This window comes from Prescottella sp. R16 (assembly GCF_030656875.1).
Classification (GTDB): domain Bacteria; phylum Actinomycetota; class Actinomycetes; order Mycobacteriales; family Mycobacteriaceae; genus Prescottella.
Genome location: NZ_CP130943.1, coordinates 4,219,486 through 4,233,454 on the forward strand (window position 1 = coordinate 4,219,486; position 13,969 = coordinate 4,233,454).

The window sequence follows — 13,969 nt, forward strand, 5'->3', positions numbered from 1 at the left end:
ATACCGCGTTGTGGTGCAGAAACGCCACGGACCCCCACCCGAAGGTGGGGGTCCGTGGCGCTCCGGATTCGACGGCGGACGGTGAGGAACCGTCGGCGTCGGTCCTACGACTTCGCGGCCGTGGCGGTTGCGAACTTCGACGCGAAGGCGTGGATGCTCGCCACCACGTGATCGAGTTCCTCGTCGGTCGTGCCGTGGCTCATGCCGAGGGACATGCCCCGCTCGAACACCTCGTCCGCGAAGGGCAGGCCGCCCTCGGGAACGCGGTACTCGACGTTCTTCATCATCGGATGACGCGTCACGTTGCCGCTCCACACCGTGCGGGTATCGATACCTGCGCCCTCGAGCGACTCCTGCAGATCCGAGCGCACGAAGCCGGCGTCCTCACGGATCGTGACGGGGTAGCAGAGCCACGCGGTGTGGAATCCCTCGAGCTGCTCGGGCAGACGGAAGAGCTCCGGGTAGGCACCGAACGCCGCGGAGAAGGCGTCGAAGATCTCGTGACGGCGCTTGAAATTCGCGTCGAGCTTGGACAGCTGGACCAGGCCGAACGCGGCACCCAACTCGGACGGCTCGAAATTCCACGGCAGCACGTCGAAGATGAAGTCGTTGTCGTACGCGACGCCGTCCAGGTCCTCTCGGAACACGCGGCCGGTCTTCGCCTCGTCGGATCCGAACAGGTGCGGCTCGGAGCGGCGACCCCAGCGGCGCAGCATCAGGCCCTTGTCGCGCAGCTTCTCGTCGTCGAGGCAGACCATGCCGCCGTTGCCGGCGCACGTCATGATGTGCGACATCGCGAAGCTGGTGACGGTGATGTCCGACCACGTGCCGGTCTTCTCGCCGTGCAGGGTGGTGCCGATGCAGTCACACGAATCCTCGATGACCTTGAGGCCGTGCCTGTCGGCGATCTCGCGAATCGCGCGCCAGTCGGGGGCGTTACCGGCCAGGTTGGGGACCAGGATCGCCCCCGTCTTGTCGGTGATCAGTTCCTCGATCTTGCTGACGTCGACGTTGTAGGTGTCGGGCTCGACGTCGACGAAGACCGGGATCCAGCCGCCGCGAACGATGGGCGAGACGTCCGTGGAGAACGTCAGCGGCGAGGTGATGACCTCGGAACCCTTGGGCAGATCGAGCAGTTCGAGCGCCAGGTACAGCGCCGACGAACCCGAGTTGCACATCAGGCCCAGCTTCTTGCCGTAGAGGTCCGCGACCCGGCGCTCCATCTCGGCCACGTTCTTGCCGATCTTCAGGGCGAACGGACCGCCACGCAGCACCTCGAGGCAGGCCTCGATCTCGCGCTCGTCGTGCACACTGCGGGCATAGACAACCCTGGTCATGGAATCTCCTCGTCTTTCTTTCGGAAACGTGGCCGCGTCGGGGCACGGCGCCGCCGACGCGGCTACGGCCTCATTTGGTCCGACAGCTCAACCCGATATGTGAATAACGTGCATTGAACGTTCATTCAAGGCGAATATAAGGCGGAGAGACGCGGCCGTCAAGGCGGACGCGTGCCGGACTCGACACCCCCACCACCTCGAGCACCACCGCGACAATCAGGACGAACACCGGGGCGGCGAACGACCCGAGCCGTTTTGACTCGGCGCGTCGGCGGCAGTTAATATTGCTGAATGATCGTTCAAACCGGAAAGGGCTGACGTGCTGGAACCCCAGGACCGGAAGTCTGAGATCCTCGACGCCGCAGCTGCCCTGTTCGCGACGCGCGGGATCGCCGGAACCTCGATGCGCGAGATCGGCGACGAGGTCGGCCTGAACGCCGGGGCGCTGTACCACTACTTCCGGTCGAAGGGCGCCATCGTCACCGAACTGGTCACGGTGTTCCTCTCGGACCTGCTCGCGAACTATCGCACGATGGAACTCGACCGGCTCGAGCCCCGCGCCCGGCTGAAGGCGATCGTCGACGTCTCGCTCGCGACGGGCGCGGCACGCCCCGACGCGACCAAGGTTTATCACGCGGAGTTCCCCAACCTGCGTAGCCTGCGCGACTTCGACGAGGCGCGCACGATCGCAGACGAGATCCAGACCATCTGGCTCGACGCCATCGAGGCGGGCAAGGAGGCCGGCGCCCTCCGAAAGGACGTTCCCTCCAAGGTGTTCCACCGATTCCTCCGGGACTCGGTGTGGTTCACCGTCTACTGGCGCAAGCCGGACGACTCCTACACGATCGACGAGCTCTCGAACGACTGCATCACGGTGTTCCTCGACGGCATGGCCGCCCCGACCCGTTAGCACTCTGCACCCACCACCCCGTACAGCGAAGGAAGAATCAGCTGTGAGCAACACCGACACCACCCCCACCGGATCGTCCCCCGCCCAGGTCGGCACGGCACGCGTCAAGCGGGGCATGGCCGAGATGCTCAAGGGCGGCGTCATCATGGACGTGGTCAACGCGGAGCAGGCCAAGATCGCCGAGGACGCCGGCGCTGTCGCCGTCATGGCACTCGAGCGGGTTCCGGCCGACATCCGCGCCCAGGGCGGTGTCTCGCGCATGTCGGATCCGGACATGATCGACGGCATCATCGAGGCCGTGTCGATCCCGGTCATGGCGAAGGCCCGCATCGGCCACTTCGTCGAGGCGCAGATCCTGCAGTCCCTCGGCGTCGACTACATCGACGAGTCCGAGGTCCTCACCCCGGCCGACTTCGAGAACCACATCGACAAGTTCGCGTTCACGGTGCCGTTCGTGTGTGGCGCCACCAACCTCGGCGAGGCGCTGCGCCGCATCAACGAGGGCGCCGCCATGATCCGCTCGAAGGGTGAGGCCGGTACCGGCGACGTCTCCAACGCCACCACCCACATGCGCAAGATCCGCCAGGAGATCCGCCGCCTGACGTCGCTGCCCGAGGACGAGTTGTACGTCGCCGCGAAGGAACTGCAGGCTCCGTACGACCTGGTCGTCGAGGTCGCCAAGGCCGGCAAGCTTCCCGTCACCCTGTTCACCGCCGGTGGCATCGCCACCCCCGCGGACGCGGCGATGATGATGCAGCTCGGCGCCGAGGGCGTGTTCGTCGGCTCCGGCATCTTCAAGTCCGGCAACCCGGCCGAGCGGGCCGCCGCGATCGTCAAGGCCACCACGTTCCACGACGACCCCGACGTCCTCGCGAAGGTCTCGCGTGGTCTCGGTGAGGCCATGGTCGGCATCAACGTCGACGAGATCCCGCAGCCGCACCGTCTCGCCGAACGCGGCTGGTAGTCGCTCACGGAAACTCGCGCTCCGAGTCTCCCGGCCCGCCACTACGACCGGTTCCGACGTGGTTACATGAACCGCAGCACGCCATCCGTGACGAACGATCGTTGGGAGAAGCGCAGTGACCACGTCGAAAGATTCCGCCACCCCGGACATCAAGCCGCGCAGCCGGGACGTCACGGACGGGCTCGAGAAGACCGCGGCCCGCGGCATGCTCCGCGCGGTCGGGATGGGCGACGACGACTGGGACAAGCCGCAGATCGGGATCGGGTCGTCGTGGAACGAGATCACCCCGTGCAACCTGTCGTTGGATCGGCTCGCCGACGCCTGCAAGGACGGGGTGTTCGCCGACGGCGGCTACCCGCTCGAGTTCGGCACCATCTCCGTCTCCGACGGCATCTCGATGGGCCACGAGGGCATGCACTTCTCGCTCGTGTCGCGGGAGGTGATCGCGGACAGCGTCGAGACGGTGATGCAGGCCGAACGCCTCGACGGCTCGGTCCTGCTCGCCGGCTGCGACAAGTCACTGCCCGGGATGCTCATGGCGGCCGCGCGGCTGAATCTCGCGAACGTCTTCCTGTACGCCGGCTCGATCCTGCCGGGCATCGCGAAACTCTCGGACGGCACCGAGAAGGAAGTGACGATCATCGACGCCTTCGAGGCGGTCGGTGCGTGCTCGCGCGGGCTGATGAGCCGCGAGGACGTCGACGCGATCGAACGCGCCATCTGCCCCGGCGAGGGCGCGTGCGGCGGCATGTACACCGCGAACACGATGGCGTGCGCCGCCGAGGCGCTGGGAATGTCACTGCCCGGCAGCGCCGCTCCCCCGGCCACCGACCGCCGCCGCGACGGCTACGCCCGCCGCAGCGGCCAGGCCGTCGTCGAACTGCTGCGCCGCGGCATCACCACATCGGACATCCTCACGAAGGAGTCGTTCGAGAACGCGATCGCCGTCGTCATGGCGTTCGGCGGCTCCACCAACGCGGTGCTGCACCTGCTCGCGATCGCGCACGAAGCACAGGTGCCGCTCACCCTCGACGACTTCGCCCGCGTCGGTGCCCGCGTCCCGCACCTCGCGGACGTCAAGCCGTTCGGGCGGCACGTCATGATCGACGTCGACCGCATCGGCGGTGTCCCGGTCATCATGAAAGCGCTGCTCGACGCCGGCCTGCTGCACGGTGACTGCCTCACCGTCACCGGCCGCACCCTCGCCGAGAATCTCGCCGACATCGCACCCCCCGACCCCGATGGCAAGGTGCTGCGCGCACTGACCTCCCCGATCCACCCGACCGGCGGCATCACGATCCTGAAGGGCTCCCTCGCCCCGGGCGGGGCCGTCGTGAAGTCTGCGGGCTTCGATTCGTCCGTGTTCGAGGGCACGGCCCGGGTTTTCGATCGGGAGCGGGCCGCGATGGACGCGCTCGAGGACGGCACCATCACCGCCGGGGACGTCGTCGTCATCCGCTACGAGGGCCCCAAGGGCGGCCCGGGGATGCGGGAGATGCTGGCGATCACCGCCGCGATCAAGGGCGCGGGCCTCGGCAAGGACGTCCTGCTGCTCACCGACGGACGTTTCTCCGGTGGCACCACGGGCCTGTGCGTCGGACACGTCGCCCCCGAGGCCGTCGACGCGGGGCCCGTCGCGTTCGTCCGCGACGGCGACCGGATCCGGCTCGACGTCGCGTCCGGCACCCTCGATCTCCTGGTCGACGACAAGGAGCTCGCCACCCGCCGTGACGGATGGGAGCCCCTACCTCCGCGCTACACGCGCGGTGTCCTGGCCAAGTACACCAAGCTCGTCGGGTCTGCCTCCGACGGCGCCGTGTGCGGATGACCCGCCGGCGACGGCGCCGGAGGCCCGATCAGATGGGTCGATAACCGGCCCCCACTCCGCCGCTCGCATTGATGCTGTCGAGGATCGGCTGCATGTTCGTGCCCAGTTCGGGACCGATGCACGCCACCCCGAGGTAGGCGTTCACCATAGCCACCAACGTGGTGCCGACGACGACGGGCGAACCGGAATCGCCCTCGATGACGCACATCTGCGTCCACGTCTCCTGCGTCTGCAGCAGGTCGCCGTACACGATTCCGCACGTGTGCCCGGTGGTCCGGCCCTGCTTGCACGCCACGGCCGGGAACTGCGCGGGCTGCCCGATGTCGGTGATCGTGACCTGCCCGATGGTGTTCACCGGTGTCACCTTCGCGGGATCGAACTCGATCACCGCATAGTCGTAGTCGTGGTCGGACACCGCGAAGTGTCCGACGACCCCGGCGGCGGGATCGGATTCGGGGGTCACCGGCCACCCCACCTCACCGCAGTGGCCCGCCGTCAGGCCGACGAGCCGGCCCGCACTGTCGTGCCCGATCGTGGTGAGGGTGCATTCGTACTTGTCGTCGATCACGATGCCGGAACCGCCGCCCAGGGCCGTGGTGGGCGGTGCAGCGGTCGCGGTACCGATCCCGACGGTGGCGGCGATCATCGCCACCACCGCGAGAATCAAGGAAAGTCGTCGGAGCATGTTGCCCTCCCGGTTGGCAATGAGAATGTGCCAACGGCAACTCTCCCACCCGACGCTCATCGCCCGGGCAGGCTTGACCCGATCGTCACCGAATCGCCGACACCGCCCGCTACCCCAGCGCTTCGAGAGCCCGGCGGGCGTCCTCGAGTTCCTTCGCCAAAGCGGCAACTCGCTGCTCCGCAGCCTCCCGGGCTGCGGAAATGACCGATTGGACGGCTTCGAGCGCCCCCGGATCGCCGAGTTCACGCATCGCGCGATCGACGGCGTCCGGACTGACCGGAACCGCCTTGCTCGGCCGCTTCGCACCGTGCGCGACGGTGACGGTCCACTCGTTCTCGGCCCCCGCGTGAATCGTGACGCTCACCCCGCCCTGCGGCTTGCGCGGCCGACGCGGGGCCGGCGCCGCGGTGGTCGGGGCCGGAGCCGCGGCCGGAGGAGCCGACACGGCAGGAGCGGGAGCGGCCGGCTTCGCGGGTACCGCGGCCGGCGTCGTGGGTACCGCGGCCGGCTTCGTGGGTACCGCGGCCGGCGTCACCGCCGGTGCCGGTTTCGGGGCGGGTTTCGGGGCCGGGGTCCGGGCCGCGGCGGCGGTCTTGCGCGCCGGTGCGGCCGGTTCCGGCGCCTTGCGTGTCATGCGTAGTTCCTCCGCTTCGAACGGTAGTTCGTCGTCGACCCCCTTGGGGCGAATGAGAACTGTATTACCTTCGACAGCAACTACTTTCGCGGAGCATCCGGCGTCGATCCCGAGGCTGGGCATGGCCTCGCGCAGATAGACGGTGGCCCGCTTGCCCTCGGCCAGGGCCGCAGCCAGCGTCTCGAGATTCTCCGCGGTGAGGTGTTCCGGCGATCCGGAGCGGCTGCGGGGCGGCATGATGAGGTTCCTCCTGACACATACGTTCGTCTTGCACCGGCCACTGTTCCACAGACCTCCGACAGTCGTCCCGGGCCGCACGGCTGGCTACGCTTCGCACGGATCCACCACACGACCGTCGCGACGAAAGGGAAGCCCGTGGAACTGCCCGAGCACATCGATCCGGCCGTGCTCGGTCTGATCCAGTCCGAGGTGGAACAGACGCTGCTCGGCGGCCCCCGCCGCTACACCCGCGACCAGATCGCCGAACTCGCCGGTATCCCGCTCGAACGGGCGCAGCGTCTGTGGGTGTCGATGGGTTTCGCGGTCGATGCAGACGCCGACGCCGTCATGTTCACCGATGCCGACGTCGACGCGCTGCGCATGCTCGTCGCGTTCGTCGACGGCGGCGCCCTCGCCCCCGACGCCGCGGTCGCCGCGACCCGCGCGCTCGGGCAGTCGATGTCGCGGCTGGCCGAGTGGCAGGTGGCGGTGCTCAACTCGCATCTCGCCGACGAACTGGCCGCGGCGCACGGGCAGTCGGAGAGCCTCGACGAAGACTCACTGCGCGACGCCGTCGGCGCGCTCACGTCGGGAATGCTGCCCGTCGTCGAGGCCCTGCAGACGTACGTGTGGCGCCGGCATCTGGCGGCGGCCACCGCCCGCCGGTCCGGCAGCGTCGGCGAGGACACGACGCACCGCACCCTCGTCGTCGGGTTCGCGGACATGGTCGGTTACACGAGCCTGACCCGCCGGATCCGCGTCGACGAGCTCAGTGCGCTGCTCGAGGAGTTCGAGTCGCGCACCACCGCGGTCATCGCGCAGGGCGGCGGCTGGGTGATCAAGAACGTCGGCGACGAAGTGATGTTCGCGGCCGAACACGCCGCCGACGCCGCCCGGATCGCCCTCGCCCTGCAGGAGGTGGCGCGCACCGACGCGAACCTGCCGGATCTGCGGATCGGGCTCGCGCTCGGCCCGGTGCTGGTGCGGTTCGGCGACCTGTTCGGCGCCGTCGTCAACATCGCAGCCCGGCTCACCAGTGCGGCCCGGCCGGGAACCGTCCTGGTCGACGCCGCTCTCGCGGACGCCCTGAGCGGGGACCCGGGGCTGTCGCTCAAATCCCTGCGACCACTGCGCGTTCGCGGCTACAACCGATTGCGGGCGTTCTCGGTCCGCGCGAAGGGGTGACGGTTCGCGGCGCGGGCGGCGAGGAAGTCGTCGACGATCTGCACGCACGCGTCCGGACCGAGCGGGGTGAACGTCGCGAGCCGGGTGAAGACGAGCGGGCCGACGAGCTGTGCGAGCGCGAGGTCGAAGTCGAAGTCGCCGAGCAGGTCCCGTGCCTCTTCGCTGCCGAGGACTCGGTCGAACGCGACCCGGTACTGCGCCACGACGTGTTCGCGTAGCGACCGGAGTTCGGGGCGGTCCGTCCTGCCTGCGCCCTCGGGATCCGGTGGCGCCGCGACGTCGTCGAGTGCCGGCCCCATGCCCAGCCAGCACAGTGCCGTCACGTGCATCGGCGCGTCCTCGATCATCCGCGCCTGCACGGTGAGCAGCGTGATCAGTTGCTCGCGCAGACCACCGGACAGCGGTGTCCGCGGGGCGGGCACGATGAGCTTGCCGAACGCGGCCGCCACGAGTTCGGTGCCGCTGTCGAAGTTCCGGTAGAGGGTGGCGCGGGCGACCTTCGCGAGCTTGGTGACGGCGTCGATCGTGACGGCTTCGGTACCGCCCTTCGCGAGCAGCGTCGCCGCCGCGTCGAGCAGTCGCGCCCGCGACCGCACCCTGCGCGGGTCCCGCTCCATCGCATCCACGTCCGCGCCCATCCGCCACCGCCTGCCCACGAAACCGTCAGTGCAGTTACGGTACCGGCAGTCTCGTTTCGAGGGGCTCGGCCCGTGTCGTTTCCTCGGGCAGACGACGGTCAGGGCCGACGCGCGGCGCGCGGGATCGGGACCGGAACGGCATCCAGCAGCTGCCGTGTGTAGTCCTCACCCGGGGCGCGGTAGATCCGGTCGACCGTCCCGGACTCGACGACCGCCCCGGCCTGCATCACCAGCACCCGGTCGGCGATGACCTCGATGAGGGCGAGGTCGTGGCACACGAACAGATAGGCCAGCCCCAGTTCCTCCTGAAGGTCACGGAGCAGGTTGAGGACCTGCGCGCGGACCGAGACATCGAGCGCGGCAACGGGTTCGTCGCACACGATCATCTTCGGTTCGAGGGTCAGCGCCCGGGCGATCGCGACGCGCTGGAGCTGTCCGCCGGACAGTTCGGCCGGATAGCGGCCGAGATATCTCGATCCGATACCGACCTTGTCGAGCAGTTCCTGCGCAAGGGTGCGCCGGGCCGCCCGGTCGAGGTCGGTGTGCACGATCAGCGGTTCGATGACGGCGTCGACGACGGTCATCCGCGGGTCGAGCGAGGAGTGCGGGTCCTGGAAGATCATCTGCATGCCGCGGCGCATCTCCCGCAGGCGCTGCGATGTCGCGGCACGCACGTCCTCGCCGTCGAAGACGATCGTCCCGGTGTCGGCCTCGATCAGTCGCAGCACCATGCGTCCGACCGTGGACTTGCCCGCACCGGACTCCCCGACGACAGCGAGGCACTCGCCGGCGTCGAGGGTGAAGGACACGTCCTTGACGGCGTGGGTCCAGCCGGTGCGGCGGCCCAGGAAGTCGCGGCGGGTGGAGAACGACTTCGACAGGTTGTTCACCTCGAGCAGGGTCATGGCTCGTCCACTCCTCGCAGTTCCAGGTCGGTCGCCCGCAGGCAGCGGACGCCGCGACCCGTGGCATCGGTCAGGGCCGGGTGCGTGGTGTCGCACAGTCCGGCGACGGCGTGCAGGCAACGGTCGTGGAAGTGGCAGCCCGCCGGCCACTCCCCCGCAGCCGGGATACGTCCCGGGATCGCGGTCAGCCGCCGGTCCCCACCGAGACCCGGCCGGGGGATCGACGCGAGCAGCCCGGACGTGTACGGGTGCTGCGGGCGGAAGAAGACGTCGTCGGCGCGGCCGTCCTCGACCACCTCACCGGCGTACATCACCACCACCCGCTCGCACAGTTCCGCGACCACACCGAGGTCGTGGGTGACGAACAACAGGGAAATCCCCGTCTGCTGCTGCAGATCCCTCAGCAGATCCAGGATGGTCTCCTGCACGGTCACGTCCAGCGCGGTGGTCGGTTCGTCCGCGATCAACAATCTGGGGTTGCAGGCCATGACCATCGCGATCATCACCCGCTGGCACATGCCACCACTGAACGCGTGCGGGTATTCGCGCACCCGCTCGGCGGCCCGCGGGATCTGTACCAGTTCGAGCATCTCCACCGCGCGTGCCATCGCCGCCTTGCGGTCCAGTCCGAGGTGTTTGCGGACGGATTCGGCGATCTGGTCACCGACGGTGTAGGCGGGGTTCAGCGACCGGATGGGCTGCTGGAAGATCATGCCCATCCCGGTGCCGCGCAGTGACCGCCACTGCTTCGGCGGCAGCTTCGTCAGGTCACGGCCGTCGAATTCGACGCTGCCGCGGGCGATCCGGCCACCGGTGTCGGCGGTCAACCCCATCACCGCGAGCGACGACACGGTCTTACCGGAGCCGGATTCGCCGACCAGGGCGACGGATTCCCCGGCCGCGACGTCGAACGAGACGTCCTGCACGGCGGTCACCCAGTCCTTGCGGCCGGACCGGAACTGGACCGTCAGGTCCCGCACCCGCAGCAGCGGGTTGCCCGGTGCCACACCGGGGCCGTCGGGACGGGTGAGAGTGTCAGTTGCTGCCATTGCGGCTCCTCGTCAGGGCCCGGCGAACCCCGTCGCCGAGATAGGTGAACGCGAGCACGGTCAGGAAGATCATCACGCCGGGCGGCCACACCAGATACGGGGCGAGCTGCATGTTCGACGCCGCCGTCGACAGCATCGACCCCCAACTCGCTGCCGGCGGTTTCGCACCCAGCCCGAGGAAACTCAGGCTCGCCTCCGCCGCGACCGCGGTGCCCAGCGACACCGAGATCACGAGCACGATCGGGGGCATCACGTTCGGCAGGATGTGCCGCATGATCGTGCGGGATGTCTTGCAGCCCAACGCAACCGATGCCTCGATGTAGGTGTCGCCGCGCACGTCCATCGTCGACGCCCGCGCCACCCGGTAGAAGCGGGGCGCCATCACCAGACCGACCGCGAACATCGCGGTGGTGATCCCGGACCCGAGGACCGCGACGATCGTGATGGCCAGTACCAGCGACGGTGCGCTCATGAGCGCATCCATGATCCGGGTCAGCACCGTGTCGACCCAGCCGCCGCGGTAGCCGGCGATCACACCCAGCGGTAGCCCCAGCACGAACGCCAGGACGACGGCCTGCAGCGACGCCTGCAACGAGATCCGCGAGCCGTAGATCAACCGGCTCAGCACGTCCCGTCCGTAGTCGTCGGTGCCCAGCCAGTGCGCCGACGACGGCGGCTGCAGCCGGTTCACCACGTCCTGCGTGTACGGGTCGTACGGCGCGAGCAGCGGCGCGAAGATCGCGATCAGGATCAGCGCGAGCACGAACGCGCCCGCGAGCACCGTCACCGGACGGTTGCGCACGAACCCCCACACCCGGCCGGCCGATCCCGGAACCCGGTAGGCGGCATCGGATTGCGACTGCGGTTGTGTGGTTGTCATGCGCGCACCTTCGGATTGAAGTAGCCGTACGAGATGTCGACCAGCAGGTTCACGATCACCACCACACACGTGGTGAACAGGACGAACCCGAGCAGCACCGGAACGTCGTGGTTCTGCACACTGTTCACGGCCAGCGAACCCATGCCCGGCATGCTGTAGATGATCTCGATGGTCACCGCCCCACCGAGTACCTCCGCGACCCGGAACCCCAGCACCGTCACCACCGGGATGCACGCGTTCTTCAGTCCGTGCTTGAGGACGACGCTGGCCTGCCCCAAACCGCGGGCCTTGGCGTTGAGGATGTAGTCGCTGCCCAGCACCTGCCCCAGGGACGACCGCAGTTGCAGGGTCACCTCCGCCGCCGGCAGCAGTGCGAGCGCCACCCCCGGCAGCACCAGATGCTGGAACCACGGCACCACACCGTCCGACACCGGCACGTACCCGAACGCCGGGAAGATCTGATTCGACACCGCGAACAGCGACACCAGGACCAGACCGAACCAGAACGCCGGGATCGCGATCGCGATCGACGCGATGACGTTGATCGCGCGGTCCACGACGCCTCCGGGACGCAGCGACCCCAGTACGCCGAGGACCACACCGATCACCACGGCCAGCACCATCGCGAACCCGACCAGCGACAGTGTCGTCGCCATCCGCCGCAGCAGCAGTTCGCTCACCGTCTGGTTCGACAGCAGCGACACCCCGAGATCACCGTGCAACACGCCGCCGACCCAGTCGAGATAGCGCACGAACACGTTCTGATCCAGCTTCAGCGTCGCCCGCAACTGTTCGAGCCGTTCGGGTGTCGCCTCCTCCCCCGCCAGGATCACCGCCGGATCACCCGGCGCCAGATCGATCAACAGGAAGATCAACAGCGGCACGATCAGCAGCAGCGGAATCGCCGCCAGCAGCCGCCTACCGGCGTAACGCAACATGGTTGCCCCTCAACAGATGTCGGTGTCCGATAACTATCGCTACTTCGTCATACCGACGTGACGGATGTCGAAGATCCCGAGATTCACCCAGGGCATGTCCTCGGTGCCGACGACCTTGCCGGTCGAGACGGTGGCGTTGGTCTGGTTGCAGATCGGCACGAACAGCGCCTCCTGCAGCGTCAGATCCCAGATCTCGTTGTAGATCGGCGCCCGCTCGTCCTGCGACAGAACAGGATTTGCGGCCTTCGCCGCGAGTTCGGCGATCTGCGCGTTGTCGCCCGCCATCCCGTACGGCCCCGTCAGGAAGTAGCTGACCGTCTCGGCCGGGTCGACCTTGGGGCTGAAGCTGTTGGCCACCATCGACTGGAAGTCACCGGCGATGTAGCGCGGCTCGTTCTGTGTGTTCGGCACCGGATTGAGCTCCGCCTCGATCCCGGCCTGCGACAGCGCCGACTGGATGACGTTCGCGGACTTCTCCGTGTTGGTACCCGCCGCGAACGTCAGCGTGACCTTCGCGCCCCCGGCCTGCTGGACGAGACTCTTCGCCTTGTCCAGATCGAATGTGTACGGGTACTCGTAGGAGTCGTCCCGAGACCAGCTGCCCTCCGGATACAGCTGACGGTTCGGGGTGCAGGTGCCGGAGAACAGGGCGTCGATCGCCTCCGGGTCGATCGCCGACGCCACCGCCTGACGTACCTCCGGCTTGGCCAGGTCGCCCTGCGGGCGCATGTACACCCCGAGCACGTTGCGGAAGGAATCCTCGTCGACCGCGAGGGTCCCGCTCTTCGCGAGCGACTGCGCCTCCACGACCTCGTTGGCCGAACTCACCCAGCTCAGGTCCGTCGCCCCGGTCTTGAGACCGTTCAGACGCGTGCTCGCGTCCGGGACCCACGTGAACTCGATGCCTGCCACCTTGCCGGCCTCGGGATCCCAGTTGGTTCCCTCGGCACGTGCCAGCGTGACCGATTCCTCGGGGACGTAGGCCGTGACCACGTACGCGCCGGTACCGGCCTGGCCGGGATCGTTGCGGAGGTCGGCGCCGGATGCGATGGCCTTGGGGCTGACCATCATTCCCACGTTGGAACTGAATACGCCCGGCAGCTCCACCCCGGTCCCGGGAGCGAGTCGCAGCCGCACGGTGTGCTCGTCGACGGCCTCGACACCCGTGATGTTCTTCAGCGCGGCGACCACGGTGCTGCCCTCCATCGTCTGGCCGCGCTCGATGTTCGCGGCCACCGCCGCAGCATCGAAGGGGGCACCGTCGTGGAACGTCACACCCTCACGCAACTTCAGGTCCAGATACGACCCGTCCGAGGCGAACTCCCACGACTCCGCCAGCCCCGGTTCGAGATTTCCGTCGGCATCGACCACCGTCAGGCGGTCGAAAACCGGAGTGAGGTAACCCCATCCGCCGTAGCTGGTCTGCAGGTAGGGGTCCAGATTGCGGGTAGGTGCACTGGCCGTGACGCGCAGCACCGCCGAGGAGTCGAGTTCTCCCGATCCGCCGGCCGGCGTCGACGACGCACCTCCACCGCACGCGGCCAGGACCGCGGCAGCTGCCGCCAGTGCGGCGAGGTTCCTCGAACCACGGATCCACTTGTCCCTCATTGACGTCCTCCTGCATATCCACGACGGGCCGAACTGTCCCGATCGGTCGTCGACGGTGGGTGCTTGTGGCACGCGGAGCACGCCGTCCGCATCGAAGCGGACCGCACTCCACGGCGGGGTACAGACATAGGGCACGGTTGCCCGAACACACTGTGGCTGTCGAGTGGCCGGCGAGGGTCGACGGGACGT

13 protein-coding genes are annotated in these 13,969 nt (G+C 68.3%); 4 read left to right on the plus strand and 9 right to left on the minus strand.

From position 1 onward, the window contains the following. Nucleotides 1-104 precede the first annotated feature (104 nt). Complete coding sequence (locus Q5696_RS19700) at nucleotides 105-1,337, minus strand: DegT/DnrJ/EryC1/StrS family aminotransferase (RefSeq protein ID WP_305092934.1); 1,233 nt, start codon at nucleotides 1,335-1,337, stop codon at nucleotides 105-107. Nucleotides 1,338-1,656: 319 nt separating this feature from the next. On the opposite strand from Q5696_RS19700, the gene Q5696_RS19705 reads away from it, so the two are divergent. From Q5696_RS19705 to ilvD, 3 genes are all read left to right on the plus strand, one after another. Next, nucleotides 1,657-2,247: a TetR/AcrR family transcriptional regulator gene (locus Q5696_RS19705; RefSeq protein ID WP_305092935.1), complete on the plus strand. Its 591-nt coding sequence runs from the start codon at nucleotides 1,657-1,659 to the stop codon at nucleotides 2,245-2,247. 43 nt (nucleotides 2,248-2,290) lie between these two features. Next, nucleotides 2,291-3,211 carry a pyridoxal 5'-phosphate synthase lyase subunit PdxS gene (gene pdxS / locus Q5696_RS19710; protein WP_305092936.1) on the plus strand — a complete coding sequence of 307 codons (921 nt, stop codon included), beginning with the start codon at nucleotides 2,291-2,293 and terminating at the stop codon, nucleotides 3,209-3,211. A gap of 115 nt (nucleotides 3,212-3,326) precedes the next feature. Continuing rightward, entirely contained in the window at nucleotides 3,327-5,039 is a 1,713-nt protein-coding gene (gene ilvD / locus Q5696_RS19715) for a dihydroxy-acid dehydratase (protein WP_305092937.1), read from the plus strand. A gap of 28 nt (nucleotides 5,040-5,067) precedes the next feature. On the opposite strand, the gene Q5696_RS19720 is transcribed toward ilvD, so the two are convergent. Both Q5696_RS19720 and Q5696_RS19725 read right to left on the minus strand, forming a co-directional pair. Next, complete coding sequence (locus Q5696_RS19720; protein WP_305092938.1) at nucleotides 5,068-5,724, minus strand: S1 family peptidase; 657 nt, start codon at nucleotides 5,722-5,724, stop codon at nucleotides 5,068-5,070. A 109-nt stretch (nucleotides 5,725-5,833) separates the two neighbouring features. Next, nucleotides 5,834-6,595 carry a DUF6319 family protein gene (locus Q5696_RS19725; RefSeq protein WP_305092939.1) on the minus strand — a complete coding sequence of 254 codons (762 nt, stop codon included), beginning with the start codon at nucleotides 6,593-6,595 and terminating at the stop codon, nucleotides 5,834-5,836. A 138-nt stretch (nucleotides 6,596-6,733) separates the two neighbouring features. Between Q5696_RS19725 and Q5696_RS19730 the strand changes: the two genes are divergently transcribed. Continuing rightward, on the plus strand, nucleotides 6,734-7,762 hold the full coding sequence (locus Q5696_RS19730; RefSeq protein WP_305092940.1) for an adenylate/guanylate cyclase domain-containing protein: 1,029 nt from the start codon (nucleotides 6,734-6,736) through the stop codon (nucleotides 7,760-7,762). Here Q5696_RS19730 and Q5696_RS19735 read toward each other — a convergent pair. The 6 genes from Q5696_RS19735 to Q5696_RS19760 all read right to left on the minus strand — a co-directional run bounded on the left by Q5696_RS19735 (nucleotide 7,720) and on the right by Q5696_RS19760 (nucleotide 13,780). Further along, entirely contained in the window at nucleotides 7,720-8,400 is a 681-nt protein-coding gene (locus Q5696_RS19735; protein ID WP_305092941.1) for a TetR family transcriptional regulator, read from the minus strand. The two genes, Q5696_RS19730 and Q5696_RS19735, sit on opposite strands and share 43 nt — an antisense overlap. Nucleotides 8,401-8,498: 98 nt before the next feature. Next, on the minus strand, nucleotides 8,499-9,305 hold the full coding sequence (locus tag Q5696_RS19740) for an ATP-binding cassette domain-containing protein (protein WP_305092942.1): 807 nt from the start codon (nucleotides 9,303-9,305) through the stop codon (nucleotides 8,499-8,501). Beyond that, nucleotides 9,302-10,354, minus strand: a complete 1,053-nt coding sequence (locus tag Q5696_RS19745; RefSeq protein WP_305092943.1) for an ABC transporter ATP-binding protein — start codon at nucleotides 10,352-10,354, stop codon at nucleotides 9,302-9,304. The genes Q5696_RS19740 and Q5696_RS19745 overlap by 4 nt, the downstream gene beginning before the upstream one ends. Beyond that, nucleotides 10,341-11,234 carry an ABC transporter permease gene (locus Q5696_RS19750; protein ID WP_305092944.1) on the minus strand — a complete coding sequence of 298 codons (894 nt, stop codon included), beginning with the start codon at nucleotides 11,232-11,234 and terminating at the stop codon, nucleotides 10,341-10,343. Before Q5696_RS19750 ends, Q5696_RS19745 begins: the two co-directional genes overlap by 14 nt. After that, nucleotides 11,231-12,172: an ABC transporter permease gene (locus tag Q5696_RS19755; protein ID WP_305092945.1), complete on the minus strand. Its 942-nt coding sequence runs from the start codon at nucleotides 12,170-12,172 to the stop codon at nucleotides 11,231-11,233. Before Q5696_RS19755 ends, Q5696_RS19750 begins: the two co-directional genes overlap by 4 nt. Before the next feature lie 39 nt (nucleotides 12,173-12,211). Continuing rightward, on the minus strand, nucleotides 12,212-13,780 hold the full coding sequence (locus Q5696_RS19760; protein WP_305092946.1) for an ABC transporter substrate-binding protein: 1,569 nt from the start codon (nucleotides 13,778-13,780) through the stop codon (nucleotides 12,212-12,214). Nucleotides 13,781-13,969 lie beyond the last annotated feature (189 nt).

Excerpts from the sequence above, each read along its gene's own strand:
- Q5696_RS19760 (WP_305092946.1), bottom strand. The coding sequence starts at position 13,780 with ATGAGGGACAAGTGGATCCGTGGTTCGAGGAACCTCGCCGCACTGGCG.
- Q5696_RS19735 (WP_305092941.1), bottom strand. The coding sequence starts at position 8,400 with ATGGGCGCGGACGTGGATGCGATGGAGCGGGACCCGCGCAGGGTGCGG.
- Q5696_RS19755 (WP_305092945.1), bottom strand. The coding sequence starts at position 12,172 with ATGTTGCGTTACGCCGGTAGGCGGCTGCTGGCGGCGATTCCGCTGCTG.
- Q5696_RS19740 (WP_305092942.1), bottom strand. The coding sequence starts at position 9,305 with ATGACCCTGCTCGAGGTGAACAACCTGTCGAAGTCGTTCTCCACCCGC.
- Q5696_RS19745 (WP_305092943.1), bottom strand. The coding sequence starts at position 10,354 with ATGGCAGCAACTGACACTCTCACCCGTCCCGACGGCCCCGGTGTGGCA.
- Q5696_RS19725 (WP_305092939.1), bottom strand. The coding sequence starts at position 6,595 with ATGCCGCCCCGCAGCCGCTCCGGATCGCCGGAACACCTCACCGCGGAG.
- Q5696_RS19700 (WP_305092934.1), bottom strand. The coding sequence starts at position 1,337 with ATGACCAGGGTTGTCTATGCCCGCAGTGTGCACGACGAGCGCGAGATC.
- Q5696_RS19720 (WP_305092938.1), bottom strand. The coding sequence starts at position 5,724 with ATGCTCCGACGACTTTCCTTGATTCTCGCGGTGGTGGCGATGATCGCC.
- Q5696_RS19750 (WP_305092944.1), bottom strand. The coding sequence starts at position 11,234 with ATGACAACCACACAACCGCAGTCGCAATCCGATGCCGCCTACCGGGTT.